We start from the raw sequence: 24,864 nt of genomic DNA, 5'->3' as shown, positions 1-24,864 counted from the left end.
ACGGCTAATTAGGTATCGTTATTTACCCAAGTAACATGCGCGGTGGCGTGAAAACCTGTTTCATTTTCACCTAGCATGTCAACAACGCTTGTTAATGCACTCTCTAGGTTCGTATCTAGCTTCCATGGGGGATTTAGTACAAATACACCAGAACCATACATGCCTGCGTCAGACGTATTTTCTGCAACACATATCTCAGCTTTAAAGCAGGGTCTGCCAAGCTCTGCGAGCTTGTTGCACATTGCTTCACTTGCGCCGCTTTTAGCTCCCGCTCTTTCTGATAGCAGTGGGTACCACACGACAATTTGCGCCTGCTGCCAACGTTTCAACACCTGTTCAACGCCTTTAACAAGGTCGCTATACTCATTCACTCTCTCGTATGGAGGGTCAATTAAAATAGCACCGCGATTAGGCTTTGGCGGCGTGAGTGCTCGAAGCCCTTCGTAGCCATCTCGTTTGTGTGTGTGGCTATGTCCGGTTCGAAGCCGCGACACGTTTTTCTCTAATTTTTGAAACTCGCCAGGATGAAGCTCCATCAAATGTAAAGTATCAATGCCGCGTTTAGCCTTAGCGCTTATTGCAGGCGAGCCTGGATATTGCTGTTGCGCTAAGAAAGGTTCACATAATGACAGGTAGTCATTAAGTAAGCTTGGCAAATTTTCCGTGCTCTTGTTTTTTGAAGCCAGGTTATCTGGAGCTGCAGCTCCATCACCTTGCTCAAAAAGACGGGAAATACCTGATTCGTACTCTTTGTTCTTTGACGATAGGTCGTCGGTCAAATCGTATGTGCCAGCACCGGCATGCGTGTCAAAAAGCGTAAAGGGCTTATCTTTCTTTTTTAAGGCGTTGATAACACCAATCCAACAGAGATGTTTGATGACGTCGGCGTGATTGCCAGCATGAAAGGCGTGTTGATAACTAAGCACAAAACCTCAGTAAAATTTATGTTTGTTTATAGGTAGCTATAATAACGCCATCCCGCGATGAGGTACACAAAACAAAAAAGGCCAATACGCTAATATTGGCCTCCCTCCTATTTCGCTACAGCACATCAAAGTGCACTAAATAGATCATTTAAGGTGCATTAGCATCTTTTCCGGCTGGGTAAGATAACTCATCCATAAATTATTGAAGCGCACCATAGTTGCACCATCAATAATTCGGTGATCACCCGACCAATTAACTGCCATGATATGTTGTGCGCTAACATTACCCTCATCGTCAAAGCGAGGAAGCTTTTGAGTTTTACCTAACGCCACAATAGCGGCTTCCGGCTTGTTAATTACCGGCGTAGCAGTGATACCGCCGATAGCACCAATGTTTGAGATACTAATAGTACCGCCTTTTAAATGCTCGCTGGCTACGCGCCCTGCCCTTGCTTGCTCGATAATATCTTGCATTTGAACGGCAATATCCAGTAGTGAAAGTTCTTGTACCCTTTTAATATTAGGCACAAGAAGCCCAATTTTGGAATCTACCGCAAAGCCAATATTGTGATCAGAATAGTAGCTAATCTCAGTGGCATCGTCATTGAGTTGACTGTTAATTACAGGGAACTCGGTAAGTGCCAACGACATTGCTTTAACGAAAAACGGCATAAAGCTTAGTTTAACATTGCTCGCCTCAAACTCAGGCTTAAGCAAGTTACGTAAAGACATTAGGTTGTCCATCACCAACTCGTCGCTTACAGTGAAGTGAGGAATTGTGTAGACCGACGCGGACATCTGCTTGGCCATGGCGGCCTGTATACCGCGCACTTTTTCAGTCTTAACGCTGCCTTTGACCACAGCATTTACGCTATTTTTATCGCCTTTTTGTGTGGTGGGCTCGTTTGACGAAGCATCTGACGTATCTTGTGCCGACGCACCAACATTTGTTTGTTGTAAATTGATTACGTCAGACTTAAGAATACGCCCTTTTTTACCTGAGCCTTTGATCGAAGAAAGGTCGATATTATTTTCTCTAGCAATACGTCTTACCGCAGGGCTCGCTAGCACTTTACCTTCAATAGCAATAGGTGGCTCAAACTCACCATCACTAAATTTCGATTGCGTGTTTTCATCTAAGGTTTGTGGTGAAGCATTTGAGGAAAGCGTGTTTGTCGCTTTAGATGCATCACCTAAATCGTCAGATGTGCTGTTTGTCACTTCAGAATCGCCGATAACTTCTAGTGCGAACAAAGCACTATGCACTTTAGCGATGTCGCCTTGGGCGTAGTAAAGCCGATGCACGGTTCCCGCATTTTTAGCAGGAATTTCAACCACTGCTTTATCGGTCATCACTTCAACAACAGCTTGATCTTCTTCTATGTCGTCGCCCTCGGCCACATTCCATTTCACAATTTCACACTCAACGATACCTTCACCAATATCTGGCAGTATAAAGTCTTCAATGTGCTTGCCGTTGGAATCACCTGAAGCTGATAAACCTCCTTGGGTGGAAGTTGTGTGTTCAGCCCCTTCAGCGCTAACGTTTTCTTCTACGCTCTGCGTATTTGCCGCAGTGCTTGTTTCGCCATTTGCACTTGCATCGTTCGCATCATCAGGCGTCATTGAAAATAGTGGTTCATGAACCTTAGCAATATCGCCAACTGCATAATGCAGCTTGTTAACAACTCCAGCATGCATAGCTGGAATTTGAACGGTGGCTTTGTCGGTCATTACTTCAGCTACGGGCTGATCTTCTTCAATTTGTTCGCCTTCAGAAACTAACCATTCAAGAAGCTCACATTCAACAATACCTTCACCAATGTCCGGTAAGATAAATTCAATTGTCATTTAATTGTCTCCCGGCTTAGTAGTGAAGCGTACGCTTGATAGCTTCGTACGTTTTGGTTTCATCTGGCATGTATTCCTTTTCATGAGCCAATGGATACGGTGTATCTAAACCACAAACCCTCGCAATCGGCGCCTCAAGATATAAAAAACAACGCTCTTGAATGCTTGCTGCTATTTCACTTGCAAAACCACCGGTTAGCGGAGCTTCATGGTTAATCAGTAGTCGACCTGTTTTCATGACAGATTGCATCACTGTTTCCACATCCCACGGAAGAATGCTGCGCAGGTCAATAATTTCACACGACACACCATCTTCAAGGGCCATTTCTGCAGCTTTTTGCAAGATTTCTATCTGTGCACCCCAACCTAGCAGCGTAATATCACTACCTTCCTGCACAATATCCGCTTTACCTAGCGGTAGCTCGTAATCTTCTTCTGGTACTTCTGATACGGAGGCACGGTAAAGTCGCTTAGGCTCCATAAACAATACGGGGTTTTTATCGCGAATTGACGCAAGCAATAAACCTTTTGCTTGGTACGGATCACGAGGGATAACAATCTTAAGACCTGGGCAATGTGCAAAGAACGCTTCAGGTGACTGGCTATGGTAATGTCCGCCTGCGATCCCACCGCCGTATGGAGTGCGAATAGTTAATGTACCTACATCAAACTGTCCACCTGAGCGATAACGCCACTTCGCTGTTTCGTTCACTATTTGATCAAAAGCTGGAAAGATGTAATCACCGAACTGAATTTCTGCAACAGGAACCGAGCCTTGCGAGGCTAAACCATTGGCAAAGCCAATAATGCCTTGCTCAGTGAGTGGCGTGTTGAAGCAACGAGCTTTACCAAATTTTTCTTGAAGATGGCTCGTTGCTCGAAATACACCACCAAAGTGACCCACGTCTTCACCAAAGACCATTACTTTCTCATCTTCGGTCATGGCTGTGATGAGCGCATTATTAATTGCTTGTAGTAAGTTCATCTTAGCCATTATTTCACTCTCCCTGCGGTTTTAGGGTACATCTTTGGGTATTTCTTGATATGGGCTTTTAGTTCGTTAAGCTGTTCTTTTAAGTGCCATGGCGCTGTGTCGTAAACGTCTTCTACTATATCGTCGATAGCACATACGTCTGTTTTCTCACAACTCTTCATTGCTGCTAATACATCTTGTCTTGCTTTATCAACACGTTTTTGATTTTCATCTGCGTCAAACCACCCTTTGCTTTCTAGCCATTTTTCCATACGGGCGATAGGGTCTTTTGCACGCCATTTGTCTTCTTCTTCACGAGAGCGATAGCCTGTTGGGTCGTCTGACGTTGAGTGAGCAGCTAAGCGGTACGTCATGGCTTCAATGAGCACTGGACACTTTTCTTCAATGGCGATTCTGCGGGCTTCTTTAGTAGCAGCATAAATTGCTAACACATCATTACCGTCAACGCGGATAGTTTTAATACCGTAACCTAAGCCGCGAGAAGCAATACCATCTCCGGCAAATTGCTCCTCTGCGGGCGTTGATATGGCGTAACCATTGTTACGGCAAAAGAAAATTACTGGGCAATTCAGTACAGCCGCCATATTTAAGCCAGCATGGAAATCGCCCTCTGAAGCTGCACCTTCACCAAAGTAGCAAATGGTTACCACGTCTTTACCCGACATTTTTTGTCCGTAAGCGTAACCTGAAGCTTGAGGGATTTGTGTGCCTAAAGGCGACGATATGGTCATGAAGTTAAGGGGCTTATCACCGTAATGGATAGGCATTTGACGACCTTTGTTCGGATCGTCCTTGTTGCTAAACATTTGGTTCATGAATTGCTCGGTCGTATAACCACGGTAGGCCAGCGCGCCCTGTTCACGATATTGGGACATAATCATGTCATCATCTGATAACGCAGCCGCACTTGCTACTGATGCGGCTTCTTCACCTGTACTAGCAAGATAAAAACTTATACGCCCCTGACGTTGTGCACCTACCATGCGTTCGTCCAACACGCGGATATAATGCATAGTGTTAAAAATTTTTAATGCTTCATGCTGGTCAAGATCAGGCTCTACCGCTTTTTCGATAACCTCGCCTTCTGATGACAAGATTTGAAGCATTGGGATATCGACAACCCCTTTTGTAATGATTTCGACCTTATTTGTTGTTTTTACTTCGGCCAAATGATTTCTGTCTTTCACGTTTGTTCCCCTTAAATATGAGGGTTAATAGCGACTTTTATAGTTTGGGATATGCTAGATGAGGAACTGCAGGAGCGTCTTACTTATTCGAAGGTAAAAATTCAGATGGATGAAATCACTATACTCAATTAGTCTAAATTAAAAGGATAATTGTCCTAATAAAGTAAAGCCCATGTAAAATTTATGGAAACAGCGTAGGATGAACCTCATAATAAAATTGTATTATTGAGCTAAATACGACGTTCTTTCGTGGTTGTTTATGTAATTTTATTTCAATTTTATTCGAGGAACTATCACTCCAGCGCTTAATTATTCTAGTTTTATTTCAAATTTAACTGACATCCAAATGTAACAAAATATGTAATTTGTGTATTTCTGAAATACACATTACATAACCCCCGAAATTGTGCTAACAATAAATGTGTCATGACGGCAAATAGCTATTAAGAAGGGCAATAAGCCTTTAAAGCAAATAAAGATCGTCAGGCCCAGGGAACTATTCACACGAGAATAATTATGAAAAAAACAATTATCAGTACGGTAGTTGCAACTGCCTTAGCAGGTTCTGCTTTTGGCGCGTTTGCTCTATCAAATCAAATCTCCGGCCACAGCGTTGAACAACAAAACGCAATTGAGGCTTCTTTCGATAAAAAGAATATTCTTGCAAATGCTATCCAAACAAGTAGTGATAGTGTTCGCGTTATCGTTCAGTTAAACGACGTTCCTATGGCGCAATTTAGCGCTGTGAACCCGAGTGTAAGCAGCATGTCTGCGCATAAAGGTCAAAAAGTTAACTTTGAGTCAAACGCAGCGAAGGAATATAAATCGTTCCTTGAAACTCAACAGCAATCTGTTATCCAATCAATTAAAGCGTTTGATAAATCATTTAAAGCTGACTTGTCCTACACAGCGGCTTTTAACGGCTTTGCTGGTATTGTATCAAAAAGCGCGCTTGATAAGCTTTCGAGCCTATCTACCGTCAAGGCGGTATACCCAGACGTTATTCACCACGCACAAATGGATGCAAGCTTAGACTTAATCGGTGCGGTTGAAACTTGGGAACAGTTCGGCGGTAAAGAAAGTGCCGGTGCGGGTGTCAAAGTTGCTATCATAGATAGTGGTATCCGTCCAGAAAACCCACTATTCAGTGGTGAAAACTTTACTGCACCAGATTCTCTTCCTACAGATGATTACTGTTCAGAAGTTCCTGATTTTTGTAACGACAAGCTCATTGTGGCACGTGCGGCAGACATCGTAGAAGGCTTCGCAGTTGTTGAAGAAGAATATCAAAGCCCGCTAGGTTTTAACGGTCACGGTACTCACGTTGCTGGTACTGCGGTAGGTAACTACGGCGTAATGGCTGAGCGCGACGGTGCTGAAGCAGAGATTTCTGGTGTTGCACCAGCTGCATATCTTATGGTGTATAAAGGTCTGTACGCTACTCCAGCAAACCCTGCATCTTCAAGTGGTGCATCTTCAATGTTACTGTCAATGCTTGAAGCTGCACTGACAGATGGCGCTGATGTTGTTAATAATTCTTGGGGCGGCGGCGCTGGCGGTAACCCTAATGGCTCTGTATACGAAGATGTTCTTGAAGCCATGCACGATGCTGGCGTAGTAACCGTTTTTGCAGCAGGTAACGATGGTCCTGGTGAAGGTACAATTGGTTGCCCTGGTTGTTCGGAAGACGTTATCACGGTAGCAAACACGACAACGGGTCGTTTGTTTGCAAATGAAGTGACTATCGAGGGTGATACCACAATTGGTTCAATCCCAGCACTTTATTCAGTGGGTAACCCTGCTATCGTGTTCGACAGCCCAATTACTGCACCGGTTGTTTATGCTGGTGAAGTTGATGCGGAAAATGTGGAAGGTTGTGATGCATTCGACGCTGGCGCGTTTGAGGGTGCGATTGCACTTATCAGCCGTGGCACTTGTGGTTTCGTAACAAAAATTGAAAACGCAGAAGCAGCAGGCGCCGAAGCCGTGCTCATCCACAACGTAGATGGTCGCGGAGAAGCGCCAATCTTAATGGGCGGCCTAAGCGAAGCGCAAACTATCCCTTCGTTAATGCTCCCTGCTACGCCAGGACAAGCCCTTGCAACTCTTGCAGTGGAAACAGACGAGTCGCTAAATGTGACCATTGGTAGTGAAATTGTTCGAGTGGTCTCAGATAGCCTTGCTGACATCATGAATGAAAGCAGCTCTCGCGGGCCAAACGGCGACCCTACGTTCCTTAAGCCAAATATTGCGGCACCTGGTACACGTATTTTCTCTGGTGAATCACCAGATGCTCCGGGACATGAAGGCGAATCTTTCTCGTTCAAAAATGGTACGTCTATGGCGTCACCACACGTAGCAGGCGCAGCGGCCCTACTTAAACAAATGCACCCAGACTGGACTGCACAGCAAATTAAGAGTGCCCTTGTAACGTCTTCTATCCGAGACGTACTGAAAGAAGATGCTGCTACACAAGCAGATAACTTTGATATGGGTGCAGGTCGTTTAGATCTACCTCGTGCTACAACTGTTGAGCTTACATACAGTGATTTAAGCTTGGTAGATGGTAGCTGCTACTTGAACTGTGAAATGTCTATCACGGTAACGAATACCAGTGACGAAGAAGTGACTGTTGATGCAACAGCTATGTTTAACGACGCTGCTATTGTAGCAACGGTTACACCACAAATGGCTACCCTGCCAGCAGGTGCTTCTGCTGAAATTATGGTTGCGGTAGACGTTACAACAGCCTCTACAGGCTCATGGTCTTTCGGTGGCATCAACTGGGCAGATACAGACGATACAACAACGGATTACTTTATTCCTGTAGCGGTTTACCCAATCAGCAGCGATGAGCCATCTCTATTTGATAGTGATGTAAGCACTCAACTTGCCGCTGAAGGAGAGCTAGTTGTTACTGAAGCATTTGCTACTAACACCGATGTCACTGGTATGATCAGCATTTCTGGTGAGATTGACCATAAATACGACATCAACCCGTCAACTATTTCTGCGGTCAAAAACGGCAATCAAGAGCCGGTAAGCTTCGACGCTGATTCTGGCACGTTATACTGGGAAGGTGCACTGAATACTGCGTCATTCTCAATGAACGCAGATACTTCCATTGGTGATTTACTTGAAAGTTTAGGTGCACCACGTTATCTACCTATGGCGTTTGTAAGAGGGGCAGAGCCTATTCAATGCTCTGATGCGTGTGATGATACGTCTATTTCAGTTAGTCTACCTCAGGCTATTACTTATTTAGGTAGTGAATATACTACCATGCAGATTTCATCGAATGGATTTGTATCGCTAGGTACAAGTTCGGGTAACATAACTACTCCATTTGCTGAAGTACTTCCAAGTCTAAGCGAACCAAACAACGTCGTTGCGCCCTACTGGACAGACTTTGACCTAGAAGGTGGTGGCGCGGGAACGGGCAGAATTTGGGCAGTTCCTTTAGGTACAGGTCACTTTGTTGTTGAGTGGGAAAATGCCCAGATCTGGGGTGAAGATGGTACGAGCTTTAACTTCCAGCTTTGGTTTGAGTATGAAACAGGCAACGTCAACTTTGTTTACGGCCCAATGGACACGCCAGTATATGCAACGGTTGTAGGTGCTGAAAACGCATCTGGTAGCGTTGGTACTACCTTCGCTGCACTTACGACAGATGGCCTTCAAGGCACGCTTCCTGTTGAAGGTGATGAATTCGTATTAACAGCGAACGCTGGTGATGAAGTAGCGATCAGTTACGCAGGTACTGTTCTTCCTTCAGGCGAATACATGGATGATATGCTAACTGTTGATGAAGATGCGTCGGTAACGGCTAACATCCTTGCTAACGAGATGGATAGCACAATCATTAACACGTTTACTATGGAATCGCTTTCAGGTGATTTCCGAACGTTTACGCCGATTACTATCGATAAAGAGCCGCTTGACCCGTCAACTGTTACGGTTACTACTGAAGCAGTAAACGGTACAGTGGCAGTTAACGATGATGGTACGGTAACCTACACGCCAAATACAGACTTCTTCGGTGAAGATTCATTTACCTACACAGTTCAAGTAGAAGGTACAACTAATGATGAAGGCGAAGTTGTAGCAGGCGATATCATTGGTGAAGGTACGGTAACTGTAGAAGTTGCTGGCGTTCAAGATGCACCAGTACTTTCAATTTCTGCACCATCAAGCGTTGATGAAGGCGAATCATTTACCGTAACTGCTTCAGCAACCGACGCAGACGGCGATGACGTTACCATCACTATTGACGGTGTTGAAACTACGTCGTTTACTGGTACTGCACCAAGCCACGAGCAATCAAATCGTGTATCGGTACAAGTAACAGCGACTGACGGTATCGATACAACTACAGAAACCGTGACTATCGCAGTTAACGATAAGTCTGGTGGCTCTATGGGCTGGATTGCATTACTTCTTGCTCCAGCGGTATACCTACGTAGACGCATGAAACGTTCATAACGTTTTCTTAAAATGTAAAAAAGGCCGCAATCGCGGCCTTTTTTAATCGTCTTTTGAAAGTTGCTGTAGGTGCTGTGACATCCGTTTACTAGGCTGAACCCCAAGTTCACGAAACTTTTCAATTTGTCTGACAATATTCCCTCGCCCGTTAGTTAATTTATTCATCGCTTGTTCATAGCTTGCGTGAGCCGTATCCATAGACTTTCCTACTTTTTCCATATCAGTAACAAAACCTACAAACTTGTCGTATAACTTAGCGGCTTGTTCAGCAATAAGCTGCGCATTTTGATTTTGGTACTCGTATTGCCAAATATTATTAATGGTTCTAAGCGCTACAAGTAAGTTTGTAGGACTTACCAGCATAATATTGTGGTTAAGCGCCATGGTGACCAAGTCGGGCTCTTCTTCTACAGCGATCAAAAAAGCAGGTTCTATAGGGATGAAAAGTAAAACGTAGTCTAATGTCTTTAAACCTTTTAAATTCTGGTAGTCTTTTGCGCCAAGGCCTTTAATATGCCCTTTAATTGAAGCTACGTGCTGACTTAAAAACTGCGCTTTTTCCGCTTCGTCCTCACAATTGAAATAGCGCTCATAAGCCGCAAGGCTCACTTTTGAATCTATGATGACGTCTTTATCGTTTGGTAAATGCACTACCACATCTGGCTGGAAACGCTTGCCTTGTTCAGATGTCGCAGACATTTGAGTTTCAAATTCGTGTCCTTCCCGTAAACCAGATTCCTTAAGTATGCGTTCAAGAACGACTTCACCCCAGTTACCCTGCTTCTTGTTATCACCTTTTAGTGCATTGGTGAGTGCAGCTGCTTCTTCTGTAATTTTTTGATTTAAAGCTTTTAAGCCTAATATTTCCGTTTTAAGTGACGCTCGCTCTTGGCCTTCACGTATATGTTGTTCTGAAATTTGACGTTTAAAGCCATCTAATTCATTCTTAAACGGAGCTAGCACAGCCTCAATGTTGTGTTTGGTTTGTTGGGTGTAGCGCTGTTGTTTCTCTTCAAAAATGCGGTTTGCTAAATTCTCAAACTGGGTTTGCAACCGTTGTTCAGAGGCATTCATAGCCGCTAGCTTGTCTTCGTGCGCCGTATGAAGCGCCTGAATTCTCGCTTGGTGGGCCTCGTTTTGTGCCTGAAGTTTTGCGTTAGCCACCCTCTCGCTGCTCAACTCATTTTGCAACTTGTCACAATACTGTGAAGATTGAGAAAGCTTCGCCGAGTTGTTTTGGCTGCGGATGAAAGAATAAAGTGCCAATAGACAAACACTAATAAAAGCAATTAAGAAAGCGACGGGTTCGCTTGAGATAAGGTTGGTAATCATAGTGCACATTCATACTGTTGTTTTGTACAGCACTATAAACAAAATAATGAAAATATACCAATTTGTATAGGGTTAAGACAGGTAAATCACGTGAGAGCTAGTTTCTCATCCAAGGTCATGTAATCTCAATGAAAAACAAAAAACGGGCGACTGCGCGCCCGTTTCATTCAATCAATCGAAGCTTTTACATTTTTTTGGTAAGCGAAATAATCTCACTTCGTGATGATTTTCGCGTTAGCCAAGTTATTTGTAAAAGCTTTGCAAAAGCCTCACCGTCACTCACTATTTAGAAAGTGAAGCGTCAAGCTCTTCTATTTTTGCTTTCCAAATAGCTGGGCCATTCTTATGTGCATTTGCACCTGTGCTGTCTACAGCAACGGTTACCGGCATGTCTTCTACGTCAAACTCGTAGATTGCTTCCATACCTAAATCTTCAAATGCCACAACGCGTGAATTCTTAATCGCTTTCGATACCAGATAAGCTGCACCACCTACTGCCATAAGATACACAGCTTTGTGTTTTGCAATGGAGTCAACCGTTGCTGGGCCACGCTCTGCTTTACCAATCATGCCGATAAGGCCTGTTTGTTCAAGCATCATGTCTGTGAACTTATCCATACGGGTAGCTGTTGTAGGGCCAGCTGGACCCACTACTTCATCACCTACAGCGTCAACTGGACCTACGTAATAGATAAAGCGATTAGTTAGGTCAACGCCTTCTGGAAGGCCCTCACCATTTTCCATCATAGTTTGGATGCGTTTATGTGCGGCATCACGGCCAGTTAGCATTTTACCTGATAGTAATACCGTTTCGCCTACTTTCCACTCTTGAATGTCTTCTTTGGTCACTTCATCAAGGTTCACGCGGCGGGTGTTTTCACTCACTTCCCACGTTACTTCTGGCCAATCTTCAAGCTTAGGCGGCGTAAGTTCTGCTGGACCTGACCCATCTAGATAAAAGTGTGCGTGACGTGTAGCTGCACAGTTAGGGATCATTGCTACTGGCTTAGATGCAGCATGAGTAGGCAGAGACTTAATTTTAACGTCAACAACGGTCGTCAAACCGCCTAAGCCCTGTGCGCCAATACCCAGTTTGTTAACGCGGTCAAAAATTTCTAAGCGAAGTTTTTCGTCAGTAGTTTGTGGGCCACGTTCAATAAGCTCTTGAATATCTACTGGGTCCATAAGGCTTTCTTTAGCAAGTACTGCAGCTTTTTCAGCAGTACCGCCAATGCCTATTCCCAGCATACCAGGAGGACACCAGCCCGCTCCCATTGTAGGCAAGGTTTTAACAACCCAATCAGCAATATCATCGCTAGGGTTTAGCATAACCATTTTAGATTTATTCTCTGAACCGCCACCTTTTGCTGCGATCATTACTTCAATCTTTTCACCCGCAACCATGTCGATGTGAACGACAGATGGCGTGTTATCTTTCGTGTTTTTACGCGCACCAGCTGGGTCAGCTACGATAGATGCACGAAGCGGGTTGTCAGGATTAAGATAAGCGCGGCGTGTACCTTCATCAACCATTTCTTGAACGGTCATGTCAGTTTTGTCCCATGTAACGCCCATACCCACTTTAACGAAGCAGGTTACAATCCCGGTGTCTTGACACAATGGGCGCTTTCCTTCGGCCGACATACGCGAGTTGATAAGAATTTGGGCCATTGCATCTTTCGCGGCTCGGCTCTTCTCTTTGTTGTACGCCTCTTCAACGGCCTTTACATAATCGAGTGGGTGATAGTAAGAAATAAACTGCAGGGCATCTTCAATGCTGTCAATGAAGTCTTGTTGACGGATAACGGTCATGACATCCTCTTTTTATTTGGCTTTCGTGGTCTTAGCTAGCTAAAAAAGCGTATACTAGCGCATCTAAAGACATCGCACCATGCAAAACCATGTGCTTGGGGCTAATTCCAAATATTTTTACGCGCTATATTAGTTATACGCATTAGAAAGCGTTGTAATAGCGACAATAAAAACACTTGTTCGCAAGTGTCAGTTACAAATTGGCGGTCGTTCTTTTTTGCTTTTAAGCACTCGACGGCCTAGATGAAAAGAAGTACAGAAAAACCTATGCCACACGCAGATACTATCAATGTTCATGTCACCCGTTTTACCCAACAGGAGTTAGCCAACGAATTTGCGCTAGACTGCGATAACACTATAGTTTTCAATAGATTATTTGAACAAATATCTGCACAGCCCTACGCTATTTTATTCGACACTTCAGGCTCTTCTAAGAGCGATGGCCGGTTTAATATAATGGCCTTTTCACCTACCGCTGTTATTGAGGCGAAAGGTGAACAAACAGAACTAATCGATTTACACACCTCTTCACGGCAGCGTCTTAACATGCTGCCTTTTGAAGCGGTTCAAGCGCATTTGCATGCCAAAGTCGAATCTATCGTAGTAAAGGCTACTTTTGACACTACCCATTTACCTTTCATTGTTGGTGTAGCAGGAATGGCTGGATATGACACCGGTCGATTCTATGAAACATTACCCAGTATGGCTCAAAACGACTACAGTACACCTGACTTCACCGTTGGCTTGTATCTGTATTCTCTTATTGAAGACACACAAACCGGATATATCTATTTTTGCAGCGCAGATAATCGTTCGTTGTCACAAGTATTTAAGTCGTTAAAGCAAGTACCAACACCTGAGGGTTTTAAGCTCACATCGCCCTTTGAGTCTAATCTGTCGAAAGACGCCTACGAAACATGTTTAGCTAAAATTAGCGCTTATCTTCGCGCAGGCGACTGCTATCAAGTAAATATGGCACAGCGATTTAGTGCGGCGTTTGAAGGAAGCATGTGGCAGGCTTATTGCGAGTTACGTAATCAGAATCAAGCGCCCTTTTCTGCTTATTACAACCTTCCACAAGGCTGTATAGCGTCTATCTCACCCGAGCGTTTTTTACGTGTAAAAAACAAGGTTGTAGAAACTAAGCCCATTAAGGGCACTCGCCCTCGCTTTAACGATGTAGAAAAAGATGAAGCCAGTGCACAGAGTTTGCTTAACGCCGAAAAGGATCGTGCCGAAAACCTAATGATTGTGGATTTGCTTCGTAACGATGTTTCAAAACACTGCAAGCCCCACACAGTAAAAGTACCCGCACTCTTTGCACTTGAAAGTTATGAAGCCGTGCACCACCTAGTTAGTACCGTAACAGGCGAATTAAACGACGCGTCGTCGCCTTTGGCGCTTTTAGCATCTGCCTTCCCAGGCGGTTCAATTACCGGTGCACCTAAGATACGCGCTATGGAAGTGATTGATGAACTAGAACCTCACCGTCGCCATATATATTGTGGTAGCGTGTTTTATATGGGGTACCGAGAAGATATGGATTCAAGTATCTGTATACGCACGGTGTTAGCTGAGAATAATAGATTACATTGCTGGGCAGGCGGTGGTATCGTGCTAGATTCCGTACCAAGCGAAGAATATCAAGAAACACTTGATAAGGTATCAAAAATACTGCCCGTGCTAGCAATGATGAACCAGTAACAGAACAGTTTTATGCGCTCTAACGACAAGCTAATTATCTGGCTTTTGACCTGGCCTGATTTGTAACTTGCGTTGGATTGTGATTTATAAATAAATAGTATCTATGAAGAAAAGCGAATTTCTATCACAATTTCATCATTTAAGGCTGACTCACACTGAGCCTGACTTTCCTTTAAAGAAAACAGGACGGCCCGCGGCGGTGCTAATACCTTTGATAGACTATGGCAACTCGCTTCAGCTTCTGCTAACAGAACGTGCTCACCACCTAAAACATCACCCCGGCCAAATAAGCTTTCCGGGTGGAGCGGTGGATGAAACCGACAATTCTTTTTTTGCCGCAGCGCTTCGCGAAGCAGAAGAAGAAGTTGGCCTTCCGTCTACTCACGTAGATGTTATTGGCATGCTGCCAAAATATAGAACAATCAGTGGTTATGAAATAGCCCCTGTTGTGGGCTTTGTAAACCCAGACTTCACACCGGTTATCGATAAGAATGAAGTAGAGAGCGCTTTCGAAGTCCCGCTTGCTCATGTGTTAGATAGAAAGAACCACCTAGTCCATAATACTCACCGCAATAACAAAACTTTTCCTATATACTTTATTCCTTGGCAGCACCGTATGATTTGGGGTGCAACAGCAGCTATGCTGCGAAACCTGTCGCACCATATTCACCCCTAATAACAAAAGTTAGACGCCTTTGTCTAAAGCGCTATAAATTAAACTTTACAGCCTATTAGCAAAACTAATCTCTCTATTAGCATTTCTGTATTGAGCTTTTTACGTAGCGCATGCATGATCTTAATATTACTTAGTTTTAATTTATGAATGTTTATGATCAGTGTATTCGATATGTTCAGTGTGGGTATTGGCCCATCAAGTTCGCACACAGTAGGACCGATGAAAGCCGGTGCCGAGTTCGTTTCTGAACTTGCGCAGGATACTGCGCTTTTCGATTCAGTTGATAGCGTAAAAGTTGAGCTGTTTGGGTCACTAGGTCAAACAGGCATCGGACACGGTACCGGTAAAGCTGTCATTCTAGGTTTGTTAGGCGAAATTCCCGACGTAGTGGATGTTGACACTATTGATAGCAAACTCGAGGAAATTCGTAATTCCGAACTACTGTGCCTCAACGGTCAGAAGCAAGTCCATTTCCCCAATAAAAATGCGATTGTATTTCATCGCCGTAAGACACTGCCTAAACATGCTAATGCACTGACGTTTTACGCCTACTCGAAAACTGAATTGGTTAGAGAGCAAACCTATTACAGCATAGGTGGCGGCTTTATTATCAAAGACGAAGATTTTGACGCAACTAAAGCTCATGCCGCCAGCCTTCAAGCTTCGGTGCCCTTCCCTTTTAAAACCGCTGAAGAATTACTTGCTCTGTGTAAGAACAACGGTTTAAGTATTAGCTCTTTGATGCTGCGTAACGAAACGACTTTTAGGCCGAAACATGAAGTAAAACAGCAGTTACATCATATTTGGCTGGTAATGAAAGCATGTATTCAACGCGGTATTGAGAGCGAAGGCATACTGCCTGGTGGCCTAAAGGTAGTGCGTCGCGCACCTGGGCTTTATCGTCGCCTTCAAACCGAGCATACCAATGATCCTATGCAAACTATGGATTGGGTGAACCTTTTTGCTTTGGCAGTAAACGAAGAAAATGCTGCGGGAGGGCGTGTTGTCACCGCGCCTACAAACGGTGCCGCAGGTATTATCCCCGCCGTACTTCAATACGTAGATAAATTTATTCGACCCGTTGATGAAGAAGTAGCAAGCCGCTTTCTTCTTACCGCTGGTGCTATTGGCATACTTTACAAAGAGAACGCATCTATTTCCGGCGCTGAAGTGGGTTGCCAAGGAGAAGTGGGTGTTGCATGCTCTATGGCTGCAGGCGCCCTTGCAGAAATAATGGGCGGGACAGCGGCATCCGTAGAAAATGCTGCTGAAATCGGCATGGAGCACAACCTTGGATTAACCTGTGACCCTGTAGGTGGCCTGGTGCAAGTTCCATGTATTGAGCGTAATGCTATGGGTGCAATAAAAGCAATAAATGCTTCTCGACTTGCGCTACGCGGTACGGGTGAACAAAAAGTGTCGTTAGATAAAGTTATTAAGACGATGCGAGATACGGGTAACGATATGAAAACAAAATATAAAGAAACAGCACGAGGCGGTCTCGCGGTAAATATCATCGAGTGTTAACTGTATGCGCACTATAAACATGACTAGTCCTGAAATAGGTTGACACTTATTTCGGTTAAAACGCCCGATGTATTTCATCGGGCGTTTTGTATTTAAGGGCCAGATGTGGCCGCCTACCATTATAGATTGCTACTGACTCTGCAACCATTTTTCTCGCTTCTTCTAAATCTCTTGGCTTATGGAGTAAGTATTCATTTTTAAGGATACCGTTTATCCGTTCTGCAAGGGCGTTTTGATAGCAGTCGTAGCCATCTGTCATTGAGCACTGTACATCATGTTTTCTATGGAGTTTTTGATACTCTTCTGAGCAATACTGTATACCTCTGTCAGAATGATGTACGAGCTTTTCGTTCGTACTTTTTTGTTTAAGCGCTTGAGTAAATGCTTGCTTTACTGACTGCGTTCGCATGTTATCGTCAACCTGATAGCCCACAATCTTCCTTGAGTAAGCATCTGTAATGAGACTCACATAACTCTCTCCACTTCGCGTCGGTAAGTACGTGATATCCGCTACCCATAGCTGATTGGGTTTATCGGCTTTTAACCCCGCTTTAATGAGGTTGGGATGACAGCGGAACCGATGATGACTATTCGTTGTTTTGTGATAGGCACGCTTTGTCGGGACCAGTAGACGCCTTTCTCTTAGTAAATTAAAGAGATGATCCCTACCAATATCTATTTTTACGAGCGCAAGAAGATACTGTAGTTTCCTAGTACCGATACGAGGCTGAATCATTCGCTCCTGACGTACGAATTGAATGACCCTAGCCTCATGCGCTTCGCGCTTGAGTGAGCGAGCGCAGTGTTGGTAGTAAGCCTGACGAGAAATCTTCAGATAACGACAAGCTTTGGCTACGGAAACCCCGTCTATCACTTTTTCCTGGATGACTTTCTTTTGCGCTTTTTTACAACGCTTACTCCATAATCAGTTTCAAGAACATTCACGACGGCTTCAAAGAAATCAGCTTTCATTTTCGTATCAGCAAGCTCTTTCTCCAGAGCTTTAATACGCTGTTCTGGAGTGAGCTCTATTTTGGACTTATCCACGCAGTTACCTCGTTTAAGAAGCTTAGGTGTACCATCCGTCCAATTTAGACGACCATGCTTACGAAGCCAAACTAAAACCGTTGAACACCCCTGAATTCCGTAGTGGTCTTGTGCTTGTTTATATGTGAATTCGCCTTTTTCAACTTGGTCTACAACGGCCAGTTTAAAAGCGAGGGAATAATCGCGTTGCGTTCTTTTGCTATTTGATTTCATTACACTCTCCAAATTAAGTTTGAAAAGTGTCAACGTTATTTAGGATGGGTCAACAAAAACTAAAAAAGGGGCGACAGCCCCTTTTTTATTCGTATTGGTTTTTCACAACGTTACTTAACTGGTAAGGTCACGCCCTTGAACATTTTTTCAACTTCTTCATTATTTTTCAGCATCATAGCTTTTTCCACCTTGTCTTTGGTAAGGTGAGGCGCAAATCGCTCAATGAAGTCGTACATGTAACTTCTAAGGAATGATCCTTTCCTAAAGCCAATCTTTGTCGTGCTGTAATCAAACAAGTGACTCGCGTCTATTTTAACCAAGTCATCGTCTAACTCTTCGCTAACGGCCATCGACGCGATTACACCAATACCTACACCCAAGCGTACATAAGTTTTAATTACATCAGCATCGGTGGCAGTGAAAACGATTTTTGGTGTCAGCCCTGCTCTTTCAAAAGCTTGGTCTAATTCTGAGCGCCCTGTAAACCCGAACACATAAGTCACTAACGGATACTTTGCAATATCTGAAATATCTATAGTGCCCTTTTTAGAAAGCGGGTGATCTTTGTTTACAATTACGCTGCGATTCCAGTGATAACACGGCAGCATAACTAAATCGTTGTACAAGTGAAGCGCTTCAGTCGCGATAGCAAAATCAGCTTCACCTTTAGCAGCTAAGTCGCTAATTTGAGAAGGCGTACCTTGATGCATATGTAACGACACCTTGGGGTACTTTGTCATAAAACCTTGGATCACGTCTGGTAACGCATAGCGTGCCTGAGTGTGGGTGGTCGCGATATTCAGCTTGCCTTGGTCGGGAAGTGTATGTTCTCTTGCAACGGCTTTGATGCTTTCTACTTTCGCAAGAATCTCGCGAGCAATGTTAATTACATCATTACCCGCGTCGGTTACGTGAGTAAGGTGCTTTCCGCTACGGCCAAAAATTTGAACGCCTAATTCGTCCTCTAGCATACGTACTTGCTTGCTGATACCTGGCTGTGAGGTATACAAACTTTCTGCCGTTGCAGACACATTCAAATTATTATTGAGAACTTCTACGATATACCGTAGTTGCTGTAGCTTCATATTTTACACCGTATTATGGGATCAACTGACACTTTACTCCCTCCGTTATAACCAAAACTACGGTTTTTTACTAGTTGCTATTACAAAATTAGCATTATAAAGTTGAATTTAATTCATTTTTTTACAAATTTACGCGTAATTTGCCCTTCATTTTCTAATCTCTTCTACAGTATGTTTAGGGTTAAAGAGTCGCACGGCGTTTAATAGATAATGAGCAGTAGTAAACAAGTTACATCTTCAATCGATTTTTCATCTGTATTAGCTGCTGCTGTACACGATATGAAGAATTCATTATTTCTTTTAATTCAATCTATTGAAACATTGAGCGATTCGCTTTCTCCGCAAAACACTGAAGCAAGAGAACAAGTAGCAAGTGTCCATTATGAAGCATCAAGGCTAAACACGAATCTTGTTCAGATACTCTCTTTATATCGAGCAGAATTAGAAAGCCTGCCTATTACTGTTGATGAAAGTTTTGTCAAAGATTTAGTTGAGGATGTTGTCGGCTCCAACGCACTCTACGTATCTCAAAAAAATATAGAAATTACTGTCGATGCTGAAGAAGACCTAAGTTGGTATTTAGACAGCGAGTTAATTTATTTGCTTTTAAACGATGTGATTATAAATGCAATGCGCTATGGCACATCAAAGATACTTGTTTCAGCCCATACTGATGAAGATGAGTTTATGACTTTAAGGGTTGAAGATGACGGTAGTGGATACCCCGAAGCAATGTTGTCTAAAAGCCACGACGCGCTATGTGACTTTGAATTAAGCCAAGGTAGAACAGGCCTTGGGCTGTTCTTTGCTAAACTCATTGCAAATGCGCATTCGCAAGGCGACAGAATAGGATCAATTACCCTTTATAATGGTGGAAGCCTAGGCGGGAGTGTATTTGAAGTAAAAATACCGTAAGATTGTCCGATAACAATAGATAATTCAAAAAGTAACGCTCATGGTTGATAAAAAACTGACGTTATAAGATGTAAAAACAGACGGAAACACACGCATGTACGTGATTATTATTATTTTGATTGTTGTTTTGCTAATCGCAGCTATTTTCATTAATGCAATCCAACAACATCGTCAAAAACAAGAAGCAGAGCGTCGAACTGAGTTGGCGAAACAGCGCACTATTGTTGATGAAACCGAGAATATTATAGCGGCAAGTGTAAATATGCCGGTTTCTTCACGAATCATGGGTATTCTTCACAACCGAATTCTTAATGCGCTCAAAACCATGAATGAATTATCGAGCACCGCAGAATTAAAACAACGGATAGCGAGTAGCGAGCAAGCCACAGCAGCGGCGCTCTCTGACAAGTCGACGAGGGCCTCTGAGTTTTCGCTGCCAGATAACGATAAAATGATAATTCAGTACATCCAAGCAGTTAAGAAACTGCGCATAGTGCTTCGCTCTGAACATAGCAAAGGGCAAATTGATTCAAAAGTATTTATGGATGAAGATAAACAATTGGAACGTTTGCAGGTCAAAGTAAACGTAGAGACGCTTATTAAGCGCGGCCGCGCAGCACTGCAAACCAATATGTTGGGTTCAGCAAGACAATATTTTGAAAAAGCCAAAACGGCGCTGGAAAATCAGAACCCACAGGATGAATACTCTGCATCTAAACTTTCCACACTCAACGAGTGGCTTAACGAAATTCAAAGCAATCTTAAGAGCGTTAACGAAAAAGATCGCGCTAAAAAGCAAGAAGAGGAAAGAGACGAACTGGACGAGCTATTCGCTCCTAAAAAGAAGTGGTAGTCCCTACTCTCGTCAAATACATTGCGTATTATGCTGTTTGAGCATAATGCGCAATAGCCAAGTCCCATATTGACTGAGCGGGTAACGACAACCCCTTTCTTGCGTTTTTGATTATACCAATGCTTTTCACTAAAGGCTCATCAGCAATGCTTTGGGCCACAAGACCAAGCCCCTCCATTTGATCTTTACAAATTGCAGGCATAATAGATATGCCCAAACCATTTTGTATAAGTTTTCCAAGTGTAGATAGTTGCCCTGTTTCTGCGATAATATTTAACTCGCCGTACTGCTGAAGCTTAGACTGTGTCCAGTGACGTACCGCTGATCCCCGGTTCATCATTACTAGAGGGAACTGGAGGCAATCCCTCCAATTGAGTGCTTTGCCCAAGTTAGGCAACAACGTTTTATTTCCTACTACAACAAACTCATCGGTAAAAAGGCTGTTGAACACCAGCCCATCTTTGCGTTCTGGCTCGAAAGAAAAGCCTATTTCACTGCGCCCGGTAGTTACTTCGTGAATAACTTGCTCCATAACAACATCCACTATTCTTAGGTTTACGTTAGGAGTACGTTGATGAAACATCGATAATATATTGGGCAGATGTGACTCGGCAAAAGAAGGCATAGCACATACAGTGAGTTGACCCTTCGCCATAGCGAATAGGTTTTGCATGTCTGAAAAAGTGTTGTCCCAGTCATGAAGTAAACGTAACGCGTTCGGGAATAACACCTCTCCTTCAGGCGTTAAGCTTACGTTGCGTGTATTACGCTGAAACAATTTACCGCCTAATTGCTCTTCCATTTTTTTTATCGCAGAAGACAAAGCGGGTTGGGTTAGGTGCAGGTTCACCGCAGCTTCCGCAAAGGTTGAAGACTTAGCCACTTCAACAAACGCCTTTACTTGACGGTAAGAGACATCCATAAGTGTCATCCTTTATGGCTAATTAATAAATTATATTTATCAATTGAAAGATTAATTCGATTTTACATATCTTGCAACAATGCTGATACTTATTTTTAACAAAAGCATTGGAGATAAAAAATGGCAGGGTTTAACAAAGTTGTATCCTCGTACGATGAAGCCATGGCAGGCCTTGAAGATGGTATGACGGTCATTGCTGGAGGCTTCGGCCTTTGCGGAATTCCAGAAGGCCTAATTAGTCAAATTAAGATGATGGGAGTGTCAGGCCTTACCGTAGTGTCTAACAACTGTGGTGTTGATGGTTTTGGATTAGGTCTATTGTTAGAAGATAAACAAATATCAAAAATGGTATCTTCCTATGTCGGTGAAAATGCGTTGTTTGAAAAGCAATTACTCAACGGTGAGTTGGAAGTTGAACTCACCCCACAAGGCACGTTAGCTGAAAAAATGCGAGCTGGTGGTGCAGGAATACCCGCATTCTACACTGCCACAGGTTATGGCACGCCGGTTGGTGAAGGGAAAGAAGTTAAAGAGTTTGATGGGCGCCCTTATATTCTTGAGCATGCCATCACTGGCGACTTTGCAATTGTAAAAGCCTGGAAAGCAGACACTTACGGTAACTGTGTTTATCGCCACACGGCACAAAACTTTAACCCTATGGCAGCAACCGCCGGCAAGATCACTGTTGTAGAAGCAGAAGAAATTGTAGAGCCTGGCGAGCTTAACCCTAGCGAAATCCATACGCCAGGGATTTATGTAAATCGCGTGATTAAAGGTTCATTTGAGAAACGCATAGAGCGCCGTGTAGTTAGTAAGGAGACCGTATAATGCTTAGCAGAGAACAGATTGCAATGCGCGTAGCCCAAGAGTTCAAAGATGGAGATTACGTGAATTTAGGCATTGGTATCCCTACCCTTGCGGCTAATTATGTCCCCGATGATATTAGCGTTATGCTGCAGTCGGAAAACGGCCTTTTGGGTATGGGGCGTTACCCGACTGAAAGTGAAGTTGATGCCGACATGATAAACGCAGGTAAAGAGACGGTGACAGCTATAACCGGCGCATCAATATTCAACAGTGCCGAGAGCTTCGCCATGATCCGTGGCGGACATGTAGATTTTACTGTGCTAGGTGCTTTTGAAGTTGATGTATCGGGCAATATTGCCTCGTGGATGATACCGGGCAAACTGGTTAAAGGTATGGGCGGCGCCATGGACCTTGTTGCTGGCGCGAAAAACATAATTGTTACCATGACCCATACCGATAAACGCGGTAATCCTAAGTTACTAAGCGAATGTACATTACCGTTAACCGGCGTGAACTGTATCACACGCATAATTACTGACTTAGCAGTTCTGAGCGTTGAAGACGGCTCCTTTGTTCTTCAGGAGCGCGCACCAGGCGTGAGCGTAGATGAAATCAGAGAGAAAACCGGAGGAAACCTTGTTGTACCTGAAAACGTACCAGAGATGCAGTTTTAGTAAGTTCAATAGGTAAACACGATACGCTTACATACAACTTTATACATTTACGTTTAATTAGGCCGCGCTTACTAAGTAGCACATAATGTGTTCAAGGTAAGCGCGACTCGTAAGGCAACACGCTAATTCGTTTATATTAATATCCTGCCCCACTACAGGCATTGATTGTTCGTTATCAGTGCCATACACCCGAGTTTAAAGCGGGTAACGCAATAAGCCTTTTAATACACTGTGCATTAAGGGATAATGCGCACGAACGTTATTTTTAAAAAGGCTCACCTTTCTTGCTAGTTACTGATTTACCTGTCCATCATAAAATTATTTCAAAGCTCGAAACGAAAAACATTTCGACGCTAACCGAAATTCAAGAACGTACTATGCTTCCTGCCATACAGGGTAAGGATATTATCGCGTCTTCAAAAACAGGGTCAGGTAAAACCTTCGCCTTTTTAGTACCTGCTTTAAACCGGCTAATGTCGCAAAAAGCGTTAAGCAGACAAGACCCGCGTGCACTTATCCTTGCTCCTACCCGTGAACTCGCTAAACAGGTTTTCATTGAAGCCAAGTCAATGTGCACGGGCTTAAATCTTACGTGTTCGCTTATTGTGGGCGGCGAAAACTACAACGACCAAGTTAAAGCGCTTCGACGCAACCCTCATATCATCGTGGGTACAGCGGGTCGGGTTGCCGATCACCTTTTAGACAAAAGCGTGTATCTAAACGGTCTAGAGTTGCTGATTTTTGATGAAGCCGATCGAATGTTAGATTTAGGCTTCTCTGCTCAGCTTAAAATGATTAACGACTATGCTGATCACAGAAAACGTCAAACTATGCTGTTTTCTGCCACGCTCGATAATATTGAGCTTAAGCATATGACAACGCAGTTGACCAAAGGTGCTGTACGCGTAGCGGTAGGAGACTCAACGGCAGAGCATGGCGACATTGAGCAGAAGTGCTTCTTTGCAGACAACGTTGATAACAAAGATCAAATCTTACAGTTTGAACTGGCCAATCGTACCTACAACCAAGCTATCGTATTTACTGCTACCCGTGAAGATACCGATAGAATTGCAGCATTGCTTAACGAAGAGAATTTAGAAGCTATTGCTCTTCGTGGTGATATGCTACAAAGCCAACGCGCAGCAGTAATGAGTGCATTTGCTCGTGGGCAGCACAGTATTTTGGTTACCACTGACCTCGCTTCTCGTGGTCTGGATTTGTCAAAGGTTGGCTTGGTAGTTAACTTCGACCTACCCAAAAACGCCGATGAGTATATTCACCGTATTGGCCGCACAGGTCGTGCTGGGCAAAAAGGCGAAGCTTTCTCGTTAATTGGCCCGCGCGATTGGAACAGTTTTGAAGGGCTTAAGAGTCACCTTCAATATGCTTTAGAGTGCTCACCGCACGACGAATTCGCAGCCTCGTTCAAGGGTTTCAAACCAAAGAAAAAAGTGTCGAAAAAAGCCAGCGCGCAAAATGGTAAAAAGCGTGTGGCTAAACCTGTTAAAACAAATGTGAAAAAGCGCGTTGACACCATGCTGGGTGAAGATATCGGAATGGTTCCTGTGAAACGCAAACCAAGAAATACACAGCAGGATGACGACGAGTAAAACCCGTTTATTAGTTAATACTAATCCGCCGCTAATATAGCTCGCGTTAATAGCGGCGGTCATCGCTTCATTTAATCCTAACAACTATTCTCTTACATACTTTCTCTATCATAGCTTCGTCCAATAAGTAGGTTCATCTGTTGAGGCTTAAAGTTTTGCTAAGGATAGGGAACAGAATTTTAGAGGTTAGGCTATAAATTCCGATTTGTGCCATGAGCTGCCGTTCAATCATTTGTTATTAAACAGC

18 protein-coding genes are annotated in these 24,864 nt (G+C 43.6%); 9 read left to right on the top strand and 9 right to left on the bottom strand.

Features of this window, described 5'->3' with window-relative positions; all coding sequences use genetic code 11:
- Positions 1-8 precede the first annotated feature (8 nt).
- The 4 genes from PCAR9_RS09910 to PCAR9_RS09895 form a co-directional block, all read right to left on the bottom strand.
- Positions 9-926 (bottom strand): 23S rRNA (adenine(2030)-N(6))-methyltransferase RlmJ, encoded by a 918-nt coding sequence (locus PCAR9_RS09910; protein ID WP_179983457.1) that lies wholly within the window; start codon positions 924-926, stop codon positions 9-11.
- A gap of 144 nt (positions 927-1,070) precedes the next feature.
- Complete coding sequence (locus PCAR9_RS09905; protein WP_179983456.1) at positions 1,071-2,777, bottom strand: dihydrolipoyllysine-residue acetyltransferase; 1,707 nt, start codon at positions 2,775-2,777, stop codon at positions 1,071-1,073.
- Positions 2,778-2,793: 16 nt separating this feature from the next.
- Entirely contained in the window at positions 2,794-3,771 is a 978-nt protein-coding gene (locus tag PCAR9_RS09900; RefSeq protein ID WP_061095031.1) for an alpha-ketoacid dehydrogenase subunit beta, read from the bottom strand.
- Positions 3,771-4,958: a thiamine pyrophosphate-dependent dehydrogenase E1 component subunit alpha gene (locus PCAR9_RS09895; protein WP_179983455.1), complete on the bottom strand. Its 1,188-nt coding sequence runs from the start codon at positions 4,956-4,958 to the stop codon at positions 3,771-3,773. The genes PCAR9_RS09900 and PCAR9_RS09895 overlap by 1 nt, the downstream gene beginning before the upstream one ends.
- Positions 4,959-5,474: 516 nt before the next feature.
- On the opposite strand from PCAR9_RS09895, the gene PCAR9_RS20175 reads away from it, so the two are divergent.
- The gene (locus PCAR9_RS20175; RefSeq protein WP_179983454.1) at positions 5,475-9,440 is read left to right on the top strand and encodes a S8 family serine peptidase; all 3,966 of its coding nucleotides are present in this window, start codon (positions 5,475-5,477) and stop codon (positions 9,438-9,440) included.
- Between the two features lie 42 nt (positions 9,441-9,482).
- Here the strand turns inward: PCAR9_RS20175 and rmuC are convergent, their stop codons facing one another.
- The gene (gene rmuC, locus PCAR9_RS09885) at positions 9,483-10,772 is read right to left on the bottom strand and encodes a DNA recombination protein RmuC (RefSeq protein WP_179983453.1); all 1,290 of its coding nucleotides are present in this window, start codon (positions 10,770-10,772) and stop codon (positions 9,483-9,485) included.
- A 282-nt stretch (positions 10,773-11,054) separates the two neighbouring features.
- The gene (locus PCAR9_RS09880; protein ID WP_179983452.1) at positions 11,055-12,584 is read right to left on the bottom strand and encodes a fumarate hydratase; all 1,530 of its coding nucleotides are present in this window, start codon (positions 12,582-12,584) and stop codon (positions 11,055-11,057) included.
- A 267-nt stretch (positions 12,585-12,851) separates the two neighbouring features.
- Here PCAR9_RS09880 and pabB point away from each other — a divergent pair, with 267 nt between their 5' ends.
- From pabB to PCAR9_RS09865, 3 genes are all read left to right on the top strand, one after another.
- On the top strand, positions 12,852-14,288 hold the full coding sequence (gene pabB, locus PCAR9_RS09875) for an aminodeoxychorismate synthase component I (RefSeq protein WP_179985201.1): 1,437 nt from the start codon (positions 12,852-12,854) through the stop codon (positions 14,286-14,288).
- A gap of 103 nt (positions 14,289-14,391) precedes the next feature.
- Positions 14,392-14,964 (top strand): CoA pyrophosphatase, encoded by a 573-nt coding sequence (locus PCAR9_RS09870; RefSeq protein ID WP_179983451.1) that lies wholly within the window; start codon positions 14,392-14,394, stop codon positions 14,962-14,964.
- A gap of 153 nt (positions 14,965-15,117) precedes the next feature.
- Positions 15,118-16,491 (top strand): L-serine ammonia-lyase, encoded by a 1,374-nt coding sequence (locus PCAR9_RS09865; protein WP_179983450.1) that lies wholly within the window; start codon positions 15,118-15,120, stop codon positions 16,489-16,491.
- Positions 16,492-16,546: 55 nt separating this feature from the next.
- Here the strand turns inward: PCAR9_RS09865 and PCAR9_RS09860 are convergent.
- A protein-coding gene (locus tag PCAR9_RS09860; protein WP_179982363.1) for an IS3 family transposase occupies positions 16,547-17,751 on the bottom strand; the annotation gives its coding sequence in 2 pieces (ribosomal slippage) (positions 16,547-17,379 and positions 17,379-17,751; 1,206 coding nt in all).
- A 110-nt stretch (positions 17,752-17,861) separates the two neighbouring features.
- Positions 17,862-18,836: an HTH-type transcriptional regulator CysB gene (gene cysB, locus PCAR9_RS09855; protein ID WP_118494818.1), complete on the bottom strand. Its 975-nt coding sequence runs from the start codon at positions 18,834-18,836 to the stop codon at positions 17,862-17,864.
- Positions 18,837-19,046: 210 nt separating this feature from the next.
- Between cysB and PCAR9_RS09850 the strand changes: the two genes are divergently transcribed.
- Complete coding sequence (locus PCAR9_RS09850; RefSeq protein ID WP_179983449.1) at positions 19,047-19,751, top strand: sensor histidine kinase; 705 nt, start codon at positions 19,047-19,049, stop codon at positions 19,749-19,751.
- Positions 19,752-19,845: 94 nt separating this feature from the next.
- On the top strand, positions 19,846-20,604 hold the full coding sequence (locus PCAR9_RS09845; RefSeq protein ID WP_179983448.1) for a hypothetical protein: 759 nt from the start codon (positions 19,846-19,848) through the stop codon (positions 20,602-20,604).
- A 28-nt stretch (positions 20,605-20,632) separates the two neighbouring features.
- On the opposite strand, the gene PCAR9_RS09840 is transcribed toward PCAR9_RS09845, so the two are convergent.
- Entirely contained in the window at positions 20,633-21,526 is an 894-nt protein-coding gene (locus tag PCAR9_RS09840) for a LysR family transcriptional regulator (protein ID WP_179983447.1), read from the bottom strand.
- Positions 21,527-21,646: 120 nt separating this feature from the next.
- Between PCAR9_RS09840 and PCAR9_RS09835 the strand changes: the two genes are divergently transcribed.
- From PCAR9_RS09835 to PCAR9_RS09825, 3 genes are all read left to right on the top strand, one after another.
- A complete protein-coding gene (locus PCAR9_RS09835; RefSeq protein ID WP_179983446.1) occupies positions 21,647-22,354 on the top strand; it encodes a CoA transferase subunit A in 708 nt (235 codons plus the stop codon).
- A complete protein-coding gene (locus tag PCAR9_RS09830; protein ID WP_179983445.1) occupies positions 22,354-23,007 on the top strand; it encodes a CoA transferase subunit B in 654 nt (217 codons plus the stop codon). Before PCAR9_RS09835 ends, PCAR9_RS09830 begins: the two co-directional genes overlap by 1 nt.
- 284 nt (positions 23,008-23,291) lie before the next feature.
- A complete protein-coding gene (locus PCAR9_RS09825) occupies positions 23,292-24,617 on the top strand; it encodes a DEAD/DEAH box helicase (protein WP_179983444.1) in 1,326 nt (441 codons plus the stop codon).
- Positions 24,618-24,864 lie beyond the last annotated feature (247 nt).

Source organism: Alteromonas macleodii (genome assembly GCF_903772925.1).
Taxonomy (GTDB): domain Bacteria; phylum Pseudomonadota; class Gammaproteobacteria; order Enterobacterales; family Alteromonadaceae; genus Alteromonas; species Alteromonas macleodii_A.
The sequence above is the reverse complement of the archived record's forward strand: the minus strand, read 5'-3'. Positions and strand labels throughout refer to the sequence as shown.